Raw genomic sequence first — 19,108 nt, 5'->3', positions numbered from 1 at the left:
AGTACATAATCAAAGGAAGTGTCCAAACATCATCATAAGCAAACTGCATCACCAACCAAGAAAACAAGCGCTTCTTCTGGGGGTGATAGTTTGACATACCTTCTGCGTAATTTTTTAATCATAGCCGTAACTGGCTTTGTATTTTTCTTCATTTATAGACTCAATGAAAAGCAAAGCTACTTACAGGAGTATTATCAGGAGTTTCAGCAACTGAGACAATCCGGAGGCGATAAGCAAAGGATGGAGGAGCTCTATAATGAGATTATGGAAATCCAAAATGATACTTCCTATCTCAAAAAATTGACAAGGGGTTATCAATGGGCTATTCATGACATGGCATTGGGAAACTTGAAGTACATAAATGAATTGAAAGATAAAATAGCAGGGGGACAGATGAAACCCATGAGCTATGAAGATAAGATGGCACAGCGAGTAGGGAATTATAGTCTGTTGCAATACATCAATAACAATACGCCTAAAGATGCTGTCATCTTGCTGCCACACATGGATTCGATTGGAAATGATTCTAAATGGAATTTTATTGGTGAGCCGGAATGGACCGAATATTTTATCTATCCACGCCTTTGCATTTCTCCACGCGATGAAAAAAGATTTCCTGACCTTGCCAAAAGAATCACCCATGTACTTATTATAAATGGGATAGGCTACGACCGGTTGAGATATGAGGTGCCGGTAGACAGGAGGGTTTCCGAAACTGTTTTGCCCATTGACCAACCGCCGACACAAAACCCTGCGCAATAACCTATGCTCACCTTCGCTATTATTCTGTGTTATTTGCTCGGTGTTTCACTGATGTTGCTCATCAGTAGAAAATATACGATGGCAGAATTGGTCGGATATTCCTTCTTGCTGGGCATCGGTTTTGAGACGGTATTCCTCTTCTTATTGGATGTTCTAAACATCAGATACACTCCTTCGCTTTTGATTGGTGTAAACGTGATCTGTATTGCTGCTATCAATGCGGCGAATTACAAAAACCTATTGGCCCTGAAAAGTGAATGGAAGAAACCGGAGATAACGTTGAAGAGTATCAACCCAGTTGCGGTATTTATCTTCTGTGTGCTGATTTATCTTTTGTATGCCGTCACCGTAAAAAATCTTTTCTGGCCTTCGACCGAACACGATACCATTGGCTCCTTCGATAAATTGGGAAGAGTGATGGCTATTGAAGGCAAGCTAAAGATCAGCCTTTTTCAATGGGATTTGCAAGGCGCAGGAGGAATCTATCCGCCACTATTTCACAGCAGCTTTGCCTATGTATATCTTTTCGGAGCAGAAACAGCCAAGATAATTACCACGCTGTTCTTTGTTTCGCTGCTCTCTACTTTTTATAGCTTGGTCAGAAAATATGTAGATGCCACAGCAGCCATGCTCTTTACTTTTATTCTGATGCTTACGCCGGAATTATTCAGCCACGCCGCGCTAACACTTGGCAACATGCCCACTGCGGCTTATGTCTGTGGGGGCGGACTGGCAACGGCCATTTGGTTAGAAACTAAAGAACGAAAATATTTCTGGTTAGGAGCCATACTGATGGCCTTTGTAGTTTGGATTAGGACGGATACCATAGCTTTTACGTTCGCAGCAATTTTTATTGTAGGACTAGGTTTTTTAAAAAGCAAAAACTGGAAACTAAGTTCAATCTATTCAGCAATCGTCATCGCTCCATTTATCATTTGGAACCTCTACCTCAAATTTAAAATAGGCAATATCCCCTCCGGCAAAATCAATCTGGGCATAGGCTATGATGCTGAACGGATGGCTTTGATGACCGACTATGCCAAAGCATTTCTTTTTGGTGGGCATCATGGCAATGTAGATGGAGGGCAACTTTATGGAATGACCTTTGTTCTTTTCTTTTTAGTACTGATTATCAATCTGATCTTGATCTATAAATTCGGTTGGAAGAAAATATTGTCTGATAGAATGTATGCATTATCATTCTTGGCAGTTTCCTTCATGCTCTATTTTCTTCTTTTCTATATAGTAGATGAAAAAGTACAACAAGCGCCTATCGCTTCCCTAATGGAAAGTTCTTTTAAGCGCGGGATGTTCTGTTTTGCTCCCTTAGCACTTTTCTATGCCGCCACCAGCAAGGCTCCGGCTTTGTTTTTTGCATGGGTTGAAAAGTTTCGGACTAATTCATAGCTCCAAGAACAACTAATTATTCCTCCACATTAATCCGTCTTTCCGCCGATAGAAAGTTACGCCGAGGCAGTTTCATAAATAGATAATTTGGGCGGCACCCTAATCCCCTTCTTGACATAGCCTGCGCCCAGTTGGGGGAAGTGAAATGCTCTGTGTCTTGATGCAACCAAATTATCTTTCCTCTGCTACTGAATGTGTGAATTATGTAACTCTTTCACAGAATTATGCAACGCATTCCGACATAATCGGAGTAACTTCGCACCGTGAAAATTATTTTACATAAAAACAAAAAACAGATTAAAATGAAAACAACAAAAAACAAAATAATGACAACCCTTGCGGTATTCGCCGTAATGTTGACGATGACTCTTATCGGTTGTAAAAAAGAAGATAAAGTTGTGCTAAATCAAACCACCTACACCCTCAATACGGTGGATCAAGTAGGCATTACCGGCACCGTATCTTTCACCGAAACCAGCAACACCGTCACGACTGTTAGCATCAACCTGACCGGAGCCAGCGCCACTAGCCATCCAGCGCACATTCATCTCAATTCGGCTCTCGAAACAGGAGGCATTTCTATCACCCTGAACCCGGTGGTCGCTGGTCAAAGTATCACGCTGGTCACCAAGCGGGATGACGGTACGCTCGTCAACTACACCGATCTCGTCAACTACGATGGATATTTGAATGTTCATGAAAGCAGCGCGGCGCTTGGAACCATTATTGCCCAAGGCGATATAGGCGGTAACGAACTCACCACCACTTCTAAATCCTACACTCTTGATGCCGTCAACGCATCCGGCATCTCCGGCGACGTAACATTCACAAAGCGTAAGAACGGAAATTCATTAGTCGTCGTTACACTCGCCAATGTCATTGCCGGCTCGGCCTATGTGCCTGCCATTCATGTCGGTTCAGTCGCTACGGTAGGCGGAGGTCCGGTTTCCAAAACCCTCAACCCTATTGACGCATCCACCGGCAAGAGCTCCAACACTCTTCGCGCTCTCGACAATGCCACCCCTATCACTTATGACAACGTGCTGCTATATGCAGGCTACCTTGCCATTCACGAATCTGCGGCAAACATGGCCAACGTACTTGCCCAGGGCAACATCGGCAGCCATTAAATTTGTAAATAGGTTTCTAGGCGCCTCTGCTCACTTATGAGCAGGGGCGTTTTTGTTTTAATTTTGGTGAGCGAGACAATCACCAGTAGGGGAAACGGAGGTGGTAATCAAACAGATGTCTTTGCGATTTCGATTCCATTAATTATAAACAAGTACCAGAAGAAGCAATCTTCCACTGTGTATTTCTGTTGATTGTTGGTGACGTTTGCTTTGTAATTACTTTCGAGAACTAAACACCAATCAAGGGCGTAGAAAAATTCTTACTTTATTAAGATGGCATCGGCCTTATCCTTACCTCCAGGATTCAGATGCAAAATTATTCCCCATCTGTGTGTAGGCTGTGCCTACACCCTCACAAGCATTCAGCTTATAGCTGAAGAAAACCCAACTCATCTGCGCATAATCTATTTTCCTCCATCCATTAATAATTAGCTTTTATCCAGCACAAAAAAAGTCCCGCTTCCGCAAGGCTTTTATAATCTTATCGTCCCCAATTCCCTCCAAAATCTACTTCCTTACGCCAGAGATAAGCTTCTTTAAACCAGCCATCTACTTCCTTATTTCGCCCATCTTCTTCCTTATTCGGGCAATCAACTTCAATATGGCTGAGATAAAGAAGCTTATGCGCGCCATATTGAAGCTTATGCCACAAATATTGACGTTTAATTGGCGCATAAGGAAGCTTATGCCGAGAATAAGGTTCAATATCTCGAAGATAAGGACGTTTAAATTGAAAATAAGAGTCTATAAAAAACGGAAAACAGACATGATTGCCTGTTTTTTGATGAAAAGGACGCTTTTTGAGGTTTAAGCCTTCTGTAATTTAAAAAATTCGTGTGCCGTAGTTGGCATCTAATTCATCCATTGAAATAAATGTAATGAGCCTATGAGCCTCACCAACAACATCTTCTTAAACATTGCTTGTGGCGATCCATGCCTTTGGTATTGGTGGTGCTTGCTTTGCTATTGTTTTTGAAAACTAAACAGTAGCTTTTAATAAATGACAATCTTCAAAAGCAGACTTTTATAAATAGCAACAAAGTGAAGAATGGTTCCACCCAACACAAAACAGTGCCAGATGCCATGATGATAGGGCAGTTTTTCCCAAGCGTAAAAGGCAACGCCTGCGGTGTAAACTACTCCGCCGCTTAGTACCCACCAGAAAATTTCAAGCGGCATGTTGTTCATTATGGGTTTGATGATGAACACGGCCATCCATCCAAAGGACAAATACAAAATCAGGGAGATGATTTCAAACCTCCCGACATAGAAGATCTTCAAAAACCCTCCCAACAAAACAATGAACCACATGATGCTGAGGAAAATGATAGCGGTAGTAGTCTCTACATACTTGATGACCAAAGGGGTGTAGGTAGCTGCGGTCAGAACAAAAATGCTGACATGATCCCAAATACGAAAGATGTGTTTTAGTTTCCCCTCCTTCACAACATGATATAGGGTGCTGGCTAAGTACATCATTAGCCATCCAAAACCAAAAAGCACGGTGCCCCAGAACATGGCTGGGCTGGCAAATTCGTAAGCACGGATAATCAACAAAGGAATAAGCACTAGGCCAATTAAAAACCCTAATCCATGAGTGGCGGTGTTTAGCTTTTCTTCGCTCGGTGTTGGCTGATATTCTCCCATAATAATTATCTGCCGAAAATGAAGAATTGAAGCAGTAATACAAACACTTAGTGAAAGTTTTTTAATAATTAACGTATCTACGCTGGTTTCATGTTCATTCTGTTTTGGTTACATGGCCCACTGGTAGCTTGATTTCATCAGAGGATGCCTGATTTTCTATGACCCTGTTTGAAAGTTTATACTTTTGTGCGTATAAATTATTCGATCACAAAACTCCCTAAACATGAAAAAGATATTTGGTTTTATATTGGCTTTGGCTCCATTGTTTTTACTGGCACAGGAGGTGACTCCTCAATACGATAAGATTGAAAAGTTCAATCAGGGAATCGCTATCGTATGGAAAAACGGTAAATGCGGATTGATTACGCAGGCAGGAAAAGAAGTTATCAAGCCGCAGTATGACAAAATATCTCGTTTTGGCAGAGATGGAATCGCCTATACTACCAGACAGGGTTTAGTAGGATTGATCAACATGACCGGAAAAATAATTGTAGATAATATCTATGGTTCTATTGGCGGCTTCAATGGTTTCTATGCCATTACCCGTAAGAATGGATTGGCGGGAATGATCAATAAGCAGGGGAAGGTACTGGTTGAAAACAAGTACGAAAATATTAGAGTAGAAAAAGGCGGATTGATTCGCGCTGTGGTTGGAGGGAAGGAAGTTATCCTGACTCTGAAAGACGAATAAGTACTTCCCTTAAACTCGTTTTGTTTATTGCTATAGCATAGATGCCAGTGCCTTATGGGCGCCGTCGCAGATGGGTATTTTCTGACTCATACCGCAACGACAAATAGAGATCTTTTCTCTCTTTTCTAAGACGGTACCATCTTCCAGTATCACTTCAAAACTTCCGGTAATCGTTACCGGCCCTCTGGGTTTCAACTGAATAGTTGCGTAATTCTTCTTTTCGATTTCCAATTCTTCCATCATTCAAAGTATTATCTGGCTACGCTGACGCTGCGCTTTTCGCGGATTACCGTCACCTTTACCTGTCCGGGATAGGTCATTTCCTTTTCAATTTTCTGTGAAATGGCAAAGGATATTTCTTCGCTCTTTTTGTCGTCCACTTTGTCTGCTTCTACAATGACGCGGAGTTCGCGACCGGCCTGTATGGCATACGCTTTCTCTACTCCTTCAAAGTTCTGTGCCAAGGCTTCCATATCTTTAATCCTCAAGAGGTAACCCTCCATGATTTCGCGACGGGCACCGGGACGGGCACCAGAAATAGCATCACAAGCCTGCACAATAGGAGAGATGACATACTTCATTTCCATTTCGTCGTGGTGAGCGCCTACAGCATTGACGATAGACGGATGCTCTCCAAATTTTTCGCACAACTTAGCGCCTAACAAAGCATGCGACAATTCGCTCTCTTCATCAGGAACCTTACCAATATCATGCAACAGTCCGGCACGTTTGGCCAGTTTTGGATTCAGTCCAAGTTCAGCAGCCATCGTAGCACAAAGATTGGCTACTTCGCGGCTGTGTTGCAATAAATTTTGACCGTATGAAGAGCGAAATCTCATTCGACCAATGTAGCGCACCAGTTCTTGGTTGATTCCCTGAATACCTAAATCAATGATGGTGCGTTCGCCTATTTCTAAAATGTGATCCTGCAATTGCTTTTTTTATCTTTCCTACCACCTCTTCAATTCGAGCGGGGTGAATACGTCCGTCGGTCACCAATCGCTGCAAAGACAGTCGGGCAATTTCACGGCGGATAGGATCATAACCCGAAATGACAATTGCTTCGGGGGTATCATCTACTACAAATTCACAACCGGTAGCTGCTTCCAGCGCCCGGATGTTTCGGCCTTCCCGACCAATAATCTGCCCCTTTTGCTCATCGCTTTCCAAGTTAAAAACCGACACCGTGTTTTCGATAGCATTCTCTGCGGCGGTTCGTTGGATGGTCTGAATGATGATTTTCTTCGCTTCCTTATTGGCTTTGCTTTTGGCATCGTCAATCAATGTTTTAGTAAGACTCAGCGCCTCTGCCTCTGCCTCTTTCGTCATGCTAGTAACCAATTCCTTCTTGGCTTCCTCCTTAGAAAGGCTGCTGATCTGCTCCAGTTTACCCACAAAAATTTCATGGCTCTTCTTCAACTGTTCGTTCTTGGTATTCACGATGTCAAGCTGACCGTTCAGGTTGGCCTTCAAAGTGTCAACTTCCTTTTCTTTTTTCGAGACCTCGGCATTGCGCAGTGCAAATTCATTTTGCTGTTGCTTGATGTGATTTTCTTTTTCGATCACTTTTTTGTTGCGCTCGGTCACTTCCAGTTCATGCTTTGTTTTAAGCTGTAGGAAATGCTCCTTTGCCTCCAACTGCTTGGATTTATTCAGGTTTTCCGAGTTCCTTTTAGCATCGGCTATAATTTTTTCGGCGCTGGATTGCGCTTCATCTAGCTTTTTCTTTGCTTCTCCCTCTGCCTTCGCTTCGATATCTGCATTTGTTTTGGTAGTCATCCGTCTGCCGAAAAAGATTCCGGCGATGGCAGATATAATGGTGGCTGCCACTGTGATGCCTATTAAGAGTATTTCTGATTCCATTAGGGTTTATTTTATGATGAGCAATTGTTTTCGGTTAATAAATAAATCATTCTACGCGGGCATCAGCCCTTCATTGTTCTAACTAAAATAAATCGAAGTGGGAAAGATGGGAAGGTATGGTACAATCAGGCAATGGAAAGCGCAGCTTCCAAATCCTTCATTTTTTCCTCTACCAAACTGCGGCTGTTCTGAACGTCGGTGAGAAGTTTTACTTTTTCAGTGGCGAGATTTAGCAGACACATAGCCATATAGTCTTGTTTGTCTTTTCCCTCGTACTGCCGCTGGTATTCTTTGATGTTATCATTCACCAGTTTGACGGCATTCTTCACTTTTTCTTCATCACCCAACATTACCCGTAGCGGATATACCCGCTCGGCAATCATCACATTCATACTCACCGTATCATCTTTCTCCTCCATATCAGTCATTTAACATCGCTATACAACTGTCTATTTCTCTGATATATTCGTTTATTTTCCTTTTCAATTCTGTAATATTTGCATCCTCATCGGGCGTTCCCGGCTGAATACTGCGCGCTAATTTAACTATTTTCAATTCGTTTTTTAATCCATCCGCTTTCCCCTTTTCTGCTTCTATAGAATTTTTCAACGCTTCAATCTCCATTTTCAATTGGCGATTCGCTTCTTCAGAGGCTTGGTATCTTTCAGATAACTTCTTGGCTTTTTTAATCAAAGCCTCCGTTTTGGTTACGAGTTCGTTCATGGGGTTTATACCTTTCAAAAATAATAATTCCAACAGCAGGTGAAAATATGGGGCGGGGAACTCAAGCCTTTCTAATCAAAGCGCCTATTTCGCTCTCTAATTTGCTCATCAACCGACTCATGGTTTTTTCGATTTCGGTATCGGTCAAGGTTTTATCGGGATGTTGGAACAGAAAACTGACGGCATAGCTCTTTTTGCCTTGCTCGATCTTGTCTCCTTTATATACATCGAAAAGCGACACCTCTTTGAGCAATTTCTTTGATTCCCCTGATGCTATTTTTTCGATTGCTTCAAAAGAAGTGTTCTCGTTCACAATCATAGCCAAGTCGCGGCGCACTGAAGGGAATTTGGCTAACTCTGAAAAGGAAACCTTGGTGAATTGTGATTTGTCCAGCAGATATTCCCAGTTTAAATCAGCGTAGAACACCTCCTGACGTATATCAAACTTTTTGAGGACTGTAGAATCTATGCTTCCAAAACTTGCTACTTCCTCCCCTTCGTTTTTTAAAGATAGGCTAAAAGAATAAGGACTTTTTTCAGCGATCAACTTTTCAAAGTTCACATAACCCAAGCGACGAAGGACATTCATTACGAACGATTTCAGATGATAGAAGCTATATCCGTTTCCTTGTTCCAGCCAATTATGATCGGTTGTTTTGCCTGTTAGGAAAATGGAAAGATGCTTCTGCTGACTATATCCTGCTGCACTTTTATGATAGGTGCTTCCAAACTCATACAAACGAAGATTGCTGCTTTTTCGGTTCTGATTATGAGCAATCACCTCCAGCCCACCATAAAGCATCGAGGTGCGAATAGAATCCAGTTCGGCGTTCTCACTATTCAGCATTTTGACCTGCTGAGGTTTTAACACTTCGCTTTCTTCAAATTTCGATTGCGTTACCGAGTTGGTCCAGATTTCATTAAAGCCTGCTCCGGTCAGCATATCGGCCACTACATTTTCTAACTTCTGTGCATCAATCTTAGGACTAAAGTTCAGCGGAGTCTTTAAGGTTTTGGGCAGAGTGAAACTGTTGTATCCGTAGATGCGAATGATTTCTTCCACCACATCGGCGGGGCGTTTCACATCTGTTTTGAAAGCCGGCACAAGCAAATGAAGCATATCGCCTTCTTCCTTTTCAATTACTATCTCTAACCGTTCCAGAATTTCGCGAATGGTATCTATTTCTATGCTGAAACCGGCGAGATGCAACATCTTGTGGTAGGACACCACGAAGCGCCAACCTTCTATTTTGTTTGGATAAATATCTACGATGTCGCCGGATACTTCTCCTCCGGCTATTTCCAAAATAAGTAAAGCCGCTCGCTTCAAAGCGGCTACGGTAATATTCGGGTCGCAGCCTTTTTCAAAATGCGTTGCTGCATCGGTGCGCAATTGATGGCGCGATGAAGTTTGGCGAATTCCGACGGGTGAAAAATAGGCGCTTTCCAAAAAGACATTTTTCGTTTCGCTCGTCACTCCACTATTCAATCCGCCATAAACTCCGGCTATACACATACCTCCTTCGGCATCGCAAATCATTAAGTCATTTGCGTGAAGTTTGATGTCTTGATTATCTAATGTTTTGAACGCTGTTTCCGCAGGAAGTTTTTTTACGATTATCTTCTGACCACTTATTTTATCTGCATCAAAAGCATGTAGCGGTTGTCCGTATTCATGAAGCACAAAATTGGTGATGTCCACCAGGTTGTTAATCGGTTTCACCCCAATCGCCTTCAACCGGTTCTTCAACCAGTCTGGTGAATCTTTTACCGTTACATTAGAAACAGTGATGCCCGAATATCGAGGACAGGCTTCGCTATCTACCACTTGAACTTCAATCTTTAGTTTTGAATTTTCAACTTTAAATTTTGATAGGTCTGGCTTGGTAAAATGCACTTTGCTTTTATACGCCACGTTTAAGGCCGCCGCCACATCGCGAGCTACGCCTATATGCGAATTGGCATCGCCACGGTTGGGGGTCAATCCAATTTCCAGCACATAATCTTTCTCTATCTTGAAATAATCTGCCGCTTTGGTTCCTATCTGCGCATCGCCATTCAGCACCATCACCCCTGCATGACTTTCGCTCAAACCAATTTCGTCTTCAGCGCAAATCATACCGAAGCTTTCTACACCACGAATCTTAGCTTTCTTAATCGCCAGTGGATCGCCGCTTACCGGATACAAGGTGCTGCCGACCGTCGCCACCACCACCTTCTGGCCGGTGGCTACATTGGGCGCGCCACAAACAATCTGAAGCAATGCTCCCGTTCCTATATCCACTTTGGTGATGGATAGTTTATCGGCATCGGGATGCTTGCCACACTCTTTCACCTCGCCAATCATCACCCCGTCCAAACCGCCTTGAATTGTTTCATAAGCAGTAATACTTTCCACCTCCAAACCGGTGCCGGTCAATACATCCGCGAGGTCTTCGGGAGAGAGATTGAAATCTACATAATTCTTCAGCCAGTTGTAGGAAATCTTCATAGAGCGACAAATCTATAAAAAGCGAGAGGAGTGCGAAGAATGTTAAGAGGCAACCGAAAAACCGTTCAGTTAGGCTAAGGTCATCTCTGTTGGTTTATGGGCGATACTTGTTCCGGTTTTTTCAGTATGGAAAAATATTCCAAACAAGTTTCTGTGCGTTGTGGTAAAGTGGTGATGGTTGCTGATAGAACTATTAAATAATAACGCTTCGCTAAAATGCGATAGCCGGGATTGGCTAAAAAAAAACTTCCCGAAAGTATTTCACCTCCGGGAAGTTGCGCGTTAAGAAACCGTTTAATTTCTACTTCTTGACTTTTACGGTACCACCTTTCACACTCGTGTGATTTTTGTGGTGAGCCTTCTTAGAAGATTCCTGCCCGATGGGAGTCCATGCCTTCGACACTGAAGCGGTCAGGCGGGGCCGTAGAAAATCCTCGCCCATTTTCAAACGAATTTTCTTCGCAAAGACAATCTATTGGGGTTGGCGAGACACCAACCGATAGAGAAATTGTCATGGCTAAAGCCATTTAGTAAGAGCCAGATTCTCACCATGCTAAAGCGCGGTGTTATAACTCCGCCATTTATGGATAAGAATTTGGAAGGTTTGTATTGGCTTTAGCCGTGATTTAAACTACAAAAGTCTTTAAGACTTTTGTAGTTTTCGGCGCACAAATCCGGTTTCCCCCTTTGCCGCGTAGGAAATGCAAATTCCATTCAAAAAAAATCTTTTTCTAAATTTTGGGATACAAATAGACACCGCCCTCGCTCGCGTCCCGCGAGTGTGATATCCTGATGCCTCCGGCAATTAAATATCGGCTCTGTTTTTTCTTTATTCATGATTTGCTGTTTCTCATTTCGCACCAGTTACAAACTGGCGCAATCCGGGGGAATATCAGCCATGGCAAATCTTTTTTTCAATTCTTGTTTATTGAAGCTGTGTAAATAGTTGTACTCAGTAATACAACGGCAAAGCGCAAGCCTTCCATCGTGCCGTTTAATAAGTGGAACATGTCCTAACCCGTGAGAACTAAGAGTATTTTGTATTGCTTTAAATCCATAATCACCGACCAACATCTCCTCCCTACTTCTTGTTTTAATTAACAGTTTCGGAATATCAAGGACTATAGAGTGGAGAAATTTATTCAGTTTAATTTCCGTACCTGGAGATCTTACCGTAAACATAATTTGCGAATCCAAGCTTCTCCCAGTCAAATAATCTCTGTTTAAGTCAACAGTTGATTTATAGTATTTATTCTCTAAAGATGTTGTGTTTTTCCAATACCAGGGATTGGTTTTAGTAATGTAAACCTCTTTTATTGAAGGCGAGACCAACAATTCTAATTTAAACTTGAATAAGACAGGCCCATATTTATTTGCTCGGGAATATCGATTGTGCAAATCTTCCCCATCAAGAAATACGGAGTCCCACACATCAAATTTTTTGTCCTCAGGATCAGATTTTTGCGGCGTTTGGTAAAGCCCCTCTGATTCTACAAAATGCCTCGTTAATAATGCTCGATTTTGTATAAACGTAATTGAGGTTGCAACGGTATTAGAATGGTGCATATAGCGCACACCTTTTTTCTTCAATATTTGATATACCTCCTGTCCTGAGAGTTTAAATTCATCCATTCTGTAAAATTTATGGCAATTGTTAATGTTTAGCTCCCATAAAAATATAATTACACGCGCCAACAACAACCTTCCTCCCATTTTCTTTCTCCCGCCTCTTTCTTGCGCGAGTGGGTAGAGTTAGAAAAGAGACTCTATCTTGTGAGAAAAATCTATACGGGAGGTTTTAACTTCTGGCTAATAACCTCCATGTATTGATTTCCTTTCTTAAGATAATTCACAACCCAACATAAAGCCATATTGATATACTCTTTATCAATCTTGTTTTCAACTCCTGTCCCCCGACCTTCTCTAGTAGTGCGGAAATATGACATTGGCAAACTATGGGTTTGAATCGATAAAAATTTGTAGGCAAAATGAAAAAGGCTGTTCTCCGGGTCAATTTTTTTTGCGATTTCATTTTTGTCAACCAAGAATGCTATTTGGCACTTTCTAATTTTTGTTTGAACATCTTTATGTAGCATTATAAATTTAGTGTTCCTGCTAATCTGTTCAAGTAACTCTTCTTTAATTTTTTGATAAGAGTCTTTCTGGGAATGATCTCCCATTAATTTAAAAATTTCTTCTCGTCGTGAGTAATCATGAAGGTGAAAGACACTAATCCGCAACGACCATTCTTCCTCTTCTACGTCCTCTACTCCGATATAGTAGAATGCGTGAAATGTCTCAATGAAAGTTCGAGTTAAAGTTGCGATTGCCCCATAATCCCAAGAATGAGACGATGATGGCGATTTCCCTTCTGTTGGAACAAGCCGATTTATAGCTACGCCTATATTGATATAACGTATCATTAAAATGCTTAGCCAGTATACTTTAGGGCCTACGTTTTGATTCGAAAAAGATTGAGATATGGATATTGCTTTTTCCAGAGTTAGCCCGAGCTCTCTAACGTTATCTTTGTATGAGATATACTTTTCAGTTGAAGGGGCTTCATTCATTTTTTGAAAATAAGCTAACCATCTCGTTTTCAAAAAAAATCTTTTTCTAAATTTGGGATACAAATAAACTTATCCCAAAATGAGAAAATATCCGACCCCCCCAAACAAAAAACGCCCCCGATTTTATCAGGAGCGTTTTCGTTTCACCGCAATATGAAAAATTAAATCTCCACTTCGGGATTGATGATGACTGTAGCCGGGTCGCTCCAAGTGGGACCGGCACCGGCGGCGTTGTGGGCACGCACCTGGCCCCAGATGCGCCCGGTGCCGGAACTTCAAAACGTAGTTTAGTCTTTTTGGTCACCTCCGGCACCAGCACCCATTCGCCTCCTGCCACTTTCACCCGCATTTGGTACGACTGGACGTTATACGACTTCGGCAGTCCCGTCCAAGTTCCAAAAGCCCAGCCCGCAGCCGGATCAACATTCATGGTGAAACCTTCCACCGTTGTAGGGAGGGGGCTATTGGTTTTGTCGCCCTTCACCGGCATTCCGCCCGAGATAATCATATCCTTATTGCCCCCGCTTTTTTCCTGAACATGGAATGCCTCTTGCGTCAGCATCTCCGAAAGTTCCTTCTCGCGTAGGTCCAGCGTATCGGTGGCGGTGATGACGGCCTCTTTTGCCGCCACCAAATCATTGGCCGCTTGTTCGGCGGCGTCAATGGCGAGGGTGAGGTCGGCCAGCGTAGGGTTAGGCGAGGGATAATTCGAATTGCCCATCAGTGACGTAACGATATGCCTGCCCAGAGCAATTTTTTCGAGCAGGGTTTTCTTTGCTAGTTTCAGTGCTATAAGCACTACAATTAAAATGTTTAACATGTTGTTTGGTTTAAGTTTAAAAATGGTTTATGATGAAATTGCGGTGTTCGGGATTGAAATGCCTTAAAAATGATGACTTCTAAGGGTTTTAACAAAAAAATAGCCTGATGTGAGCAAGTGGCTATTTCAAAATGCCTAAATAATATGTAGTGTTTCTCAAATAATACATATCTTTTGGCTGGCGCTACATATCTTTCGGCCAGAGATACATATCTTTTAGCAGCGCTACATATCTTTCGGCTGGGGATACATATCTTTTAGCCAGCGCTACATATCTTTTGGCTGGCGCTATATATCTTTCAGCCAGAGATACATATCTTTTGGCCAGCGCTACATATCTTTCGGCTGAGGATACATACCTTTTGGCGGGAAGTACATACTTTTTGGCACGGAGTACATACCTTTCGCCAAAGAGTACATACTTTTCGGCAGGGAGTACATAGCTTTTAGCCGGAGATACATACTTTTTGGTGAGAGATTCAGACCCTTCGGCAAAATCTACAGACCATTTGGCAGGCAGTACATACCTTTTGGCGAGCAATAGATATGGGCGCGCGAAGGTTTGAAACAGGGCGAAAGAAAATTGGTAGGGGCGGCTCACGGCTTCATTGTTTTTGCGAAACAAAGGTAGGCCCGACCCCACCCCGCACTACAACCGCTTCATTGTCCCGCACTGGCGGCATATATGGTACCATACCCCCGCACAAAGTACGTACTGCGCTGCCACATTTTCGGGCGAAGTGAACACCGTTTGATAAAACCCGGTGTGGCACCATAGTAATATTTGAAGGTGGGATAGAACCGGTCGTCGGAATAGTTCAGCTTTTTCATCACTTCGCTCACCGTGTCGCAGGTTCCGTTGCGCAGCCACAGCGCGCCCAACTTGGTGTAGCACCAAGGATAGAACCGGCGCAGGTCGCAGTTTGCTTCGTTCAGGTGTTGGTGCATCGGGTCGCGCTTCAGGTCGAACCGCTCCTGAATATCCGTGAACCGGTGGAGGCTTCGGTCGCCTTTGCAGGAAAAAACAAGGTCTTCAATAGATTGAAGAGTTTCGTAGGGCTTTAGATTCATACGATAAGTTTTTTTTGTTGGTTAATGGTCTTGCGTCCTTTAGCGCAGCAAGCACCTGTGTATCGGGCGCTGAACTTGTCGAAACGCAGTATCAAATTTGGGAAAAGGATGGGAGATGTGCAAATTTTGGGGGGGAGAGGGATTATTTTTGGGGAGAGATGGATACGCTAAACACAGAACAAGGGAACAACACCATGACATTGGTATTCAGCGTAGGTATTTTTGCCTTTCTTATATTCTCCCACCTCGGATACTTTTACTATAAAAGAAAAGGTATGATTAAAACAGATCTAGCTTATGGAGGAGTCAAGTGCCTTGACGTAATAATGGTAATGGTTAAAGATATTATTGCTCGTTATAAGTCTTGGAAAAAGCAGTCCTAACAAAAGAAAGAAGAGGTAGGGATTGGGTTTTCTACCTCAAATCATTCCCTATTTTTCTGTATGACACAATGCATATCAACAGTAGAAATGGATAAATCTATTACAACAAAAATAACTATGCCCTATAACCCACGGTTTAAACATAGCCCACGGTTTAAACCGTGGGCTATGTTTAAGCCTCGCTAACCGTACCCCTATTTTTTAATGCTTTGCGCTTCTTTGATAAGCTGTTTTCTGATTCGGCTATATAACTTTTGCAAAGAAGCCTCCGCTTTGTTGAAGTGAAGTAGCATGTTACCCTTGGCAGGAACGACGTAATGAAACCTGATGTTCAATGATTCTTCAAGATTAAACCAATTGTCGGCTAGAAATCCGTACTCGTTGCTTCTCTTGTGCATTTCATTTAGCAGCCGGATAGGATTAAGCACTGAAGCGTATTTCAATTCTTCCTCTTCTGAAATCCACAGGGAAAAGCAAAGGTTATTTTTCCTTCGAGCCAGTCCACAGGCGTCGAAGTGTTTATCAATTCTCGGCTTGAATAGCACCAGCGTATCCAATCCATCCGGCAACATCGAGGCATCAAAGTCAAAAATCTCTTCCGGTTCAGCGTAAAGCTCAAAAAAATCATCTTCTCCAATAAATGCAAGCAGCTCTTTAGTCGTGCCATGCTTTAATTTCTTTTTGCTGACCAATAGCTTAATAATCTTTGAAATAAATGGATTGAGTTTGAGCGAAACATCAATATCATTATAAAGGTAAATGTCGGGGACGGTTTTCATAGACTCTTTTTTATTTCAAACATAAAAGAAATAAATTTTCATACGCCTTGGGTTCCTTTTTCCTCAACAGTTTGTAAAGGTGCGCTTTATGACTCAATGCATAGCAATAATAGAAATGGATAAATCCATTATGACAAAAATAACGTCGCCGTATAGCCCACGGTTTAAACCGTGGGCTGGGTTTAAACCGTGGGCTGGGTTTAAACCGTGGGCTGGGTTTAAACCGTGGGCTATGGTGCATCGTCAACATCGCAAAACCGTTTTAACGGTTTAATTTTGAGGAAAAATATTTGTAATGCCGCATTCGTATAACAAAATCTGGATACACGCAATATGGTCCACCAAAGAACGACAGCCGTTCATTCATTCATACGCCGAGGTAAAAATTTATGATTATCTGAAACAACAATTCATTGAATCAGGGTGCCCGGTTCGTATTATTAATGGTATGCCGGACCACGTGCATTGTTTGTTTTTATTAAATCCGCAGAAATCAATAGCTGAGGTAATAAAACAGGTGAAAGGCAGCAGCTCACATTTCATCAGCAAAAACAATCTTATTCCTGAAAAATTTTCATGGCAAACCGGCTATGCTTCCTATTCAGTAAGCGAATCGGTTCTTGAGCGGGTTTATCAATATATTAAAAACCAAAAACCGCATCATTCCAAAAGAACATTTGAAATGGAGTTCGACGAATTCCTGAAATTGCACGTGATAGAGAAAGATGGATTGTAGCCCACGGTCAAAACATGGGCTGGTTTAAACATAGCCCACGGTTTAAACCGTGGGCTGTGTTTAAACCGTAGGCTGTGTTTACCTCATCTATATTTTCTATATTCATCCTGTTTTACTGCGAATATTTTTGTGATGCCTTAAAAATATAACCAATGAGAAAACTACTACCTGCCCTGCTGTTGTTGCTCTTGTTTGTTGGATGTAAGAAGAAAGAAGAAACCGATACGGTGGATAAACTGGCCACAATTGCTACGATTGAAAATAATGCAGCCATCGTGTACGGCGATACTCTTTCTGCCACGCACGATTCGATCGCTGCGCTTAATGCTGCTGCCCAGTGGCTGCTGACGCAGCAGGAAGTGGACAAAGTATTTTTTCGCTCAACGGTTTTGTTAGACATTCATTTTATCAATGGCCTGATAGGTTCGATGCTTTTTGTGCAGGTAGATGCCACAGGGCACAATCTTTATAGGGGTGGCGGCGAAGGCAACGCGCTTAGAAAGTTTCAATTTCGGGATGCAATAAACACGGAGAAAATAAAGAATAAAAAAGTGATGGTGCTGAATCCCTTTGCCCAATTCATGTATCGCGGGGGCTATAACAAGGCCGCGCAATTTGAGGGAGGGCCAGAGGAATTGGATGTACATATATTCAATGACGATTCCGTCAACTATAATCTGCTCAGCACTTTCGGTAATTATGGCTTGGTTATTTTGAACACACATGGACTCGGAAATGGCTTTTGTCTTCGAAAGCTGTTTACTATATCGGGTAGTTCCCCACCTCATCACTTTACGCGCGAAGAAGTGTTGGGTTATCTCAAGACCCAGGGGGGTGTTCCATTGGAAAAATTTGAAAATGGCGAATTGGTGTTCAATATTACTATTGAAGTGGACGGTTATACGGTTAGGGATAAAGTAGCAATATATTTGGTAACCGATAAATTTATCCGCAATGCTTCCTTTAGAATGGATGGTGCAGTAGTTTTTGGCAACTACTGCTACAGCGCTTGTACAGCGGATGGTCCCTCTGTAAATAATATGCCCGAAGCATGGCGCAGCAAAGGAGTGATAAGCTATTATGGATATGGATATGAAATAGGTGGTTCATCCAATCCCGTTGAAGAAGAATCTGCTCAGGCAATGGAAGATTCGCTGATTGCTAACCTGTGCCGATATGGTGATTCAACAGGCATTGCTCACCTTAAAAACAACACAGAAATCAATGTGGCAAGGGCTGTAATCGGCAGCCTTGAATCTCCGATACTGGCACAGCGAGGCGGCTTGGTTTTTAGACCTGCACCTGTTCAACCTAGCCTAGGAAAGTTTCATTTAAAGCACTTTTATGACGACAACTACGCCTATGGTGATTGCAGCGATACCCTCACCGATAGCCGTGATGGGCAAAAATATCCCACGGTTTGCATCGGTGAACAGAAGTGGATGGCTAAGAACCTCAACTGGGCTGGAGCAGGCCATATTTATGAGGATGATCAGGTTAATGGAGCTATCTACGGCAGGCTATATTCCTGGGATGAAGTGACCAATGGCACTACCTCCGCAGCTAACCCTAGCGGTGTTACCGGTGTTTGCCCAGTTGGTTGGCATGTGCCCTCTGATGCAGAGTTTGTGGAACTGGTGGATTATTTGGGTGGCGATTTAGTTGCAGGAGGCAAGGCTAAAGCTATATCTCCTGAATGGGATGCTCCAAATTACGGTGCTACTAACAGTAGCGGCTTTTCCGCATTACCAGGTGGCTATATGGGTATATCTCCAATTTCTGGACCATATTATAGGGTTTTGGGCAGTAATGGTAACTTTTGGAGTTGTACAATAAATGAGAATAATGCTTCGCAAGCTTATTACTGGGGAGCTTTCAGCGCTGCGAATAACTTCACTAGAACTTCAATGATCTTCGAAAGAGGACATTCGGTGCGTTGTGTAAAGGATTGAGTTTCTTTTATCCCGATGATGTTCGTTTGTAAAGGCGCGCTAAAAAGAAAGAATTGAGAAAGATTGAGCTATTTTTGATTACA

General features: G+C 42.5%; 19 protein-coding genes and 1 pseudogene. 6 read left to right on the top strand and 14 right to left on the bottom strand.

Features of this window, described 5'->3' with window-relative positions:
• The first annotated feature begins 264 nt into the window (after window positions 1-264).
• The 3 genes from IPP77_11350 to IPP77_11340 all read left to right on the top strand — a co-directional run bounded on the left by IPP77_11350 (window position 265) and on the right by IPP77_11340 (window position 3,299).
• Window positions 265-762, top strand: a complete 498-nt coding sequence (locus IPP77_11350) for a hypothetical protein (protein ID MBL0310240.1) — start codon at window positions 265-267, stop codon at window positions 760-762.
• A gap of 3 nt (window positions 763-765) precedes the next feature.
• A complete protein-coding gene (locus IPP77_11345) occupies window positions 766-2,169 on the top strand; it encodes a hypothetical protein (GenBank protein MBL0310239.1) in 1,404 nt (467 codons plus the stop codon).
• 302 nt (window positions 2,170-2,471) lie between these two features.
• Window positions 2,472-3,299: a CHRD domain-containing protein gene (locus IPP77_11340; GenBank protein MBL0310238.1), complete on the top strand. Its 828-nt coding sequence runs from the start codon at window positions 2,472-2,474 to the stop codon at window positions 3,297-3,299.
• Window positions 3,300-3,780: 481 nt separating this feature from the next.
• Here IPP77_11340 and IPP77_11335 read toward each other — a convergent pair whose 3' ends face one another.
• Entirely contained in the window at window positions 3,781-3,951 is a 171-nt protein-coding gene (locus IPP77_11335; protein MBL0310237.1) for a hypothetical protein, read from the bottom strand.
• A gap of 341 nt (window positions 3,952-4,292) precedes the next feature.
• Window positions 4,293-4,946: a hemolysin III family protein gene (locus tag IPP77_11330; GenBank protein ID MBL0310236.1), complete on the bottom strand. Its 654-nt coding sequence runs from the start codon at window positions 4,944-4,946 to the stop codon at window positions 4,293-4,295.
• A gap of 223 nt (window positions 4,947-5,169) precedes the next feature.
• Here IPP77_11330 and IPP77_11325 point away from each other — a divergent pair, with 223 nt between their 5' ends.
• Complete coding sequence (locus IPP77_11325) at window positions 5,170-5,637, top strand: WG repeat-containing protein (protein ID MBL0310235.1); 468 nt, start codon at window positions 5,170-5,172, stop codon at window positions 5,635-5,637.
• A gap of 30 nt (window positions 5,638-5,667) precedes the next feature.
• Here IPP77_11325 and IPP77_11320 read toward each other — a convergent pair whose 3' ends face one another.
• The 12 genes and pseudogenes from IPP77_11320 to IPP77_11265 form a co-directional block, all read right to left on the bottom strand.
• Window positions 5,668-5,877, bottom strand: coding sequence for a CDGSH iron-sulfur domain-containing protein (locus IPP77_11320; protein MBL0310234.1), 210 nt, complete (start codon window positions 5,875-5,877; stop codon window positions 5,668-5,670).
• An 11-nt stretch (window positions 5,878-5,888) separates the two neighbouring features.
• Window positions 5,889-7,500, bottom strand: a pseudogene (rny, locus tag IPP77_11315) (ribonuclease Y).
• 125 nt (window positions 7,501-7,625) lie between these two features.
• Window positions 7,626-7,919 carry a cell division protein ZapA gene (locus IPP77_11310; GenBank protein ID MBL0310233.1) on the bottom strand — a complete coding sequence of 98 codons (294 nt, stop codon included), beginning with the start codon at window positions 7,917-7,919 and terminating at the stop codon, window positions 7,626-7,628.
• Window position 7,920: 1 nt separating this feature from the next.
• Window positions 7,921-8,223: a hypothetical protein gene (locus IPP77_11305; GenBank protein MBL0310232.1), complete on the bottom strand. Its 303-nt coding sequence runs from the start codon at window positions 8,221-8,223 to the stop codon at window positions 7,921-7,923.
• A 61-nt stretch (window positions 8,224-8,284) separates the two neighbouring features.
• Window positions 8,285-10,714, bottom strand: coding sequence for a phenylalanine--tRNA ligase subunit beta (locus IPP77_11300; GenBank protein ID MBL0310231.1), 2,430 nt, complete (start codon window positions 10,712-10,714; stop codon window positions 8,285-8,287).
• Between the two features lie 301 nt (window positions 10,715-11,015).
• Window positions 11,016-11,156: a hypothetical protein gene (locus IPP77_11295; protein MBL0310230.1), complete on the bottom strand. Its 141-nt coding sequence runs from the start codon at window positions 11,154-11,156 to the stop codon at window positions 11,016-11,018.
• Between the two features lie 422 nt (window positions 11,157-11,578).
• Entirely contained in the window at window positions 11,579-12,346 is a 768-nt protein-coding gene (locus tag IPP77_11290; protein MBL0310229.1) for a hypothetical protein, read from the bottom strand.
• A 152-nt stretch (window positions 12,347-12,498) separates the two neighbouring features.
• Window positions 12,499-13,284: a hypothetical protein gene (locus IPP77_11285; protein MBL0310228.1), complete on the bottom strand. Its 786-nt coding sequence runs from the start codon at window positions 13,282-13,284 to the stop codon at window positions 12,499-12,501.
• Between the two features lie 46 nt (window positions 13,285-13,330).
• Entirely contained in the window at window positions 13,331-14,104 is a 774-nt protein-coding gene (locus tag IPP77_11280; protein ID MBL0310227.1) for a hypothetical protein, read from the bottom strand.
• A gap of 184 nt (window positions 14,105-14,288) precedes the next feature.
• Window positions 14,289-14,705 (bottom strand): hypothetical protein, encoded by a 417-nt coding sequence (locus IPP77_11275; protein MBL0310226.1) that lies wholly within the window; start codon window positions 14,703-14,705, stop codon window positions 14,289-14,291.
• A gap of 59 nt (window positions 14,706-14,764) precedes the next feature.
• The gene (locus tag IPP77_11270) at window positions 14,765-15,175 is read right to left on the bottom strand and encodes a hypothetical protein (GenBank protein MBL0310225.1); all 411 of its coding nucleotides are present in this window, start codon (window positions 15,173-15,175) and stop codon (window positions 14,765-14,767) included.
• Between the two features lie 577 nt (window positions 15,176-15,752).
• Complete coding sequence (locus IPP77_11265; GenBank protein MBL0310224.1) at window positions 15,753-16,337, bottom strand: hypothetical protein; 585 nt, start codon at window positions 16,335-16,337, stop codon at window positions 15,753-15,755.
• Between the two features lie 295 nt (window positions 16,338-16,632).
• Between IPP77_11265 and tnpA the strand changes: the two genes are divergently transcribed.
• Both tnpA and IPP77_11255 read left to right on the top strand, forming a co-directional pair.
• Complete coding sequence (tnpA, locus tag IPP77_11260; protein ID MBL0310223.1) at window positions 16,633-17,073, top strand: IS200/IS605 family transposase; 441 nt, start codon at window positions 16,633-16,635, stop codon at window positions 17,071-17,073.
• 152 nt (window positions 17,074-17,225) lie between these two features.
• Window positions 17,226-19,025, top strand: a complete 1,800-nt coding sequence (locus tag IPP77_11255) for a hypothetical protein (protein ID MBL0310222.1) — start codon at window positions 17,226-17,228, stop codon at window positions 19,023-19,025.
• The last annotated feature ends 83 nt before the right edge of the window (window positions 19,026-19,108 follow it).

The sequence above is a fragment of the Bacteroidota bacterium genome, assembly GCA_016722375.1.
Lineage (GTDB): Bacteria > Bacteroidota > Bacteroidia > Chitinophagales > LD1 > Bog-950.
This window is presented reverse-complemented; position numbering and strand designations above follow the sequence as displayed.

Excerpts from the sequence above, each read along its gene's own strand:
- IPP77_11350 (MBL0310240.1), top strand. The coding sequence starts at position 265 with ATGGAAATCCAAAATGATACTTCCTATCTCAAAAAATTGACAAGGGGT.
- IPP77_11345 (MBL0310239.1), top strand. The coding sequence starts at position 766 with ATGCTCACCTTCGCTATTATTCTGTGTTATTTGCTCGGTGTTTCACTG.
- IPP77_11340 (MBL0310238.1), top strand. The coding sequence starts at position 2,472 with ATGAAAACAACAAAAAACAAAATAATGACAACCCTTGCGGTATTCGCC.
- IPP77_11330 (MBL0310236.1), bottom strand. The coding sequence starts at position 4,946 with ATGGGAGAATATCAGCCAACACCGAGCGAAGAAAAGCTAAACACCGCC.
- IPP77_11325 (MBL0310235.1), top strand. The coding sequence starts at position 5,170 with ATGAAAAAGATATTTGGTTTTATATTGGCTTTGGCTCCATTGTTTTTA.
- IPP77_11320 (MBL0310234.1), bottom strand. The coding sequence starts at position 5,877 with ATGGAAGAATTGGAAATCGAAAAGAAGAATTACGCAACTATTCAGTTG.
- IPP77_11310 (MBL0310233.1), bottom strand. The coding sequence starts at position 7,919 with ATGGAGGAGAAAGATGATACGGTGAGTATGAATGTGATGATTGCCGAG.
- IPP77_11305 (MBL0310232.1), bottom strand. The coding sequence starts at position 8,223 with ATGAACGAACTCGTAACCAAAACGGAGGCTTTGATTAAAAAAGCCAAG.
- IPP77_11300 (MBL0310231.1), bottom strand. The coding sequence starts at position 10,714 with ATGAAGATTTCCTACAACTGGCTGAAGAATTATGTAGATTTCAATCTC.
- IPP77_11295 (MBL0310230.1), bottom strand. The coding sequence starts at position 11,156 with ATGGGCGAGGATTTTCTACGGCCCCGCCTGACCGCTTCAGTGTCGAAG.
- IPP77_11290 (MBL0310229.1), bottom strand. The coding sequence starts at position 12,346 with ATGGATGAATTTAAACTCTCAGGACAGGAGGTATATCAAATATTGAAG.
- IPP77_11285 (MBL0310228.1), bottom strand. The coding sequence starts at position 13,284 with ATGAATGAAGCCCCTTCAACTGAAAAGTATATCTCATACAAAGATAAC.
- IPP77_11280 (MBL0310227.1), bottom strand. The coding sequence starts at position 14,104 with ATGTTAAACATTTTAATTGTAGTGCTTATAGCACTGAAACTAGCAAAG.
- IPP77_11270 (MBL0310225.1), bottom strand. The coding sequence starts at position 15,175 with ATGAATCTAAAGCCCTACGAAACTCTTCAATCTATTGAAGACCTTGTT.
- IPP77_11265 (MBL0310224.1), bottom strand. The coding sequence starts at position 16,337 with ATGAAAACCGTCCCCGACATTTACCTTTATAATGATATTGATGTTTCG.
- tnpA (MBL0310223.1), top strand. The coding sequence starts at position 16,633 with ATGCCGCATTCGTATAACAAAATCTGGATACACGCAATATGGTCCACC.
- IPP77_11255 (MBL0310222.1), top strand. The coding sequence starts at position 17,226 with ATGAGAAAACTACTACCTGCCCTGCTGTTGTTGCTCTTGTTTGTTGGA.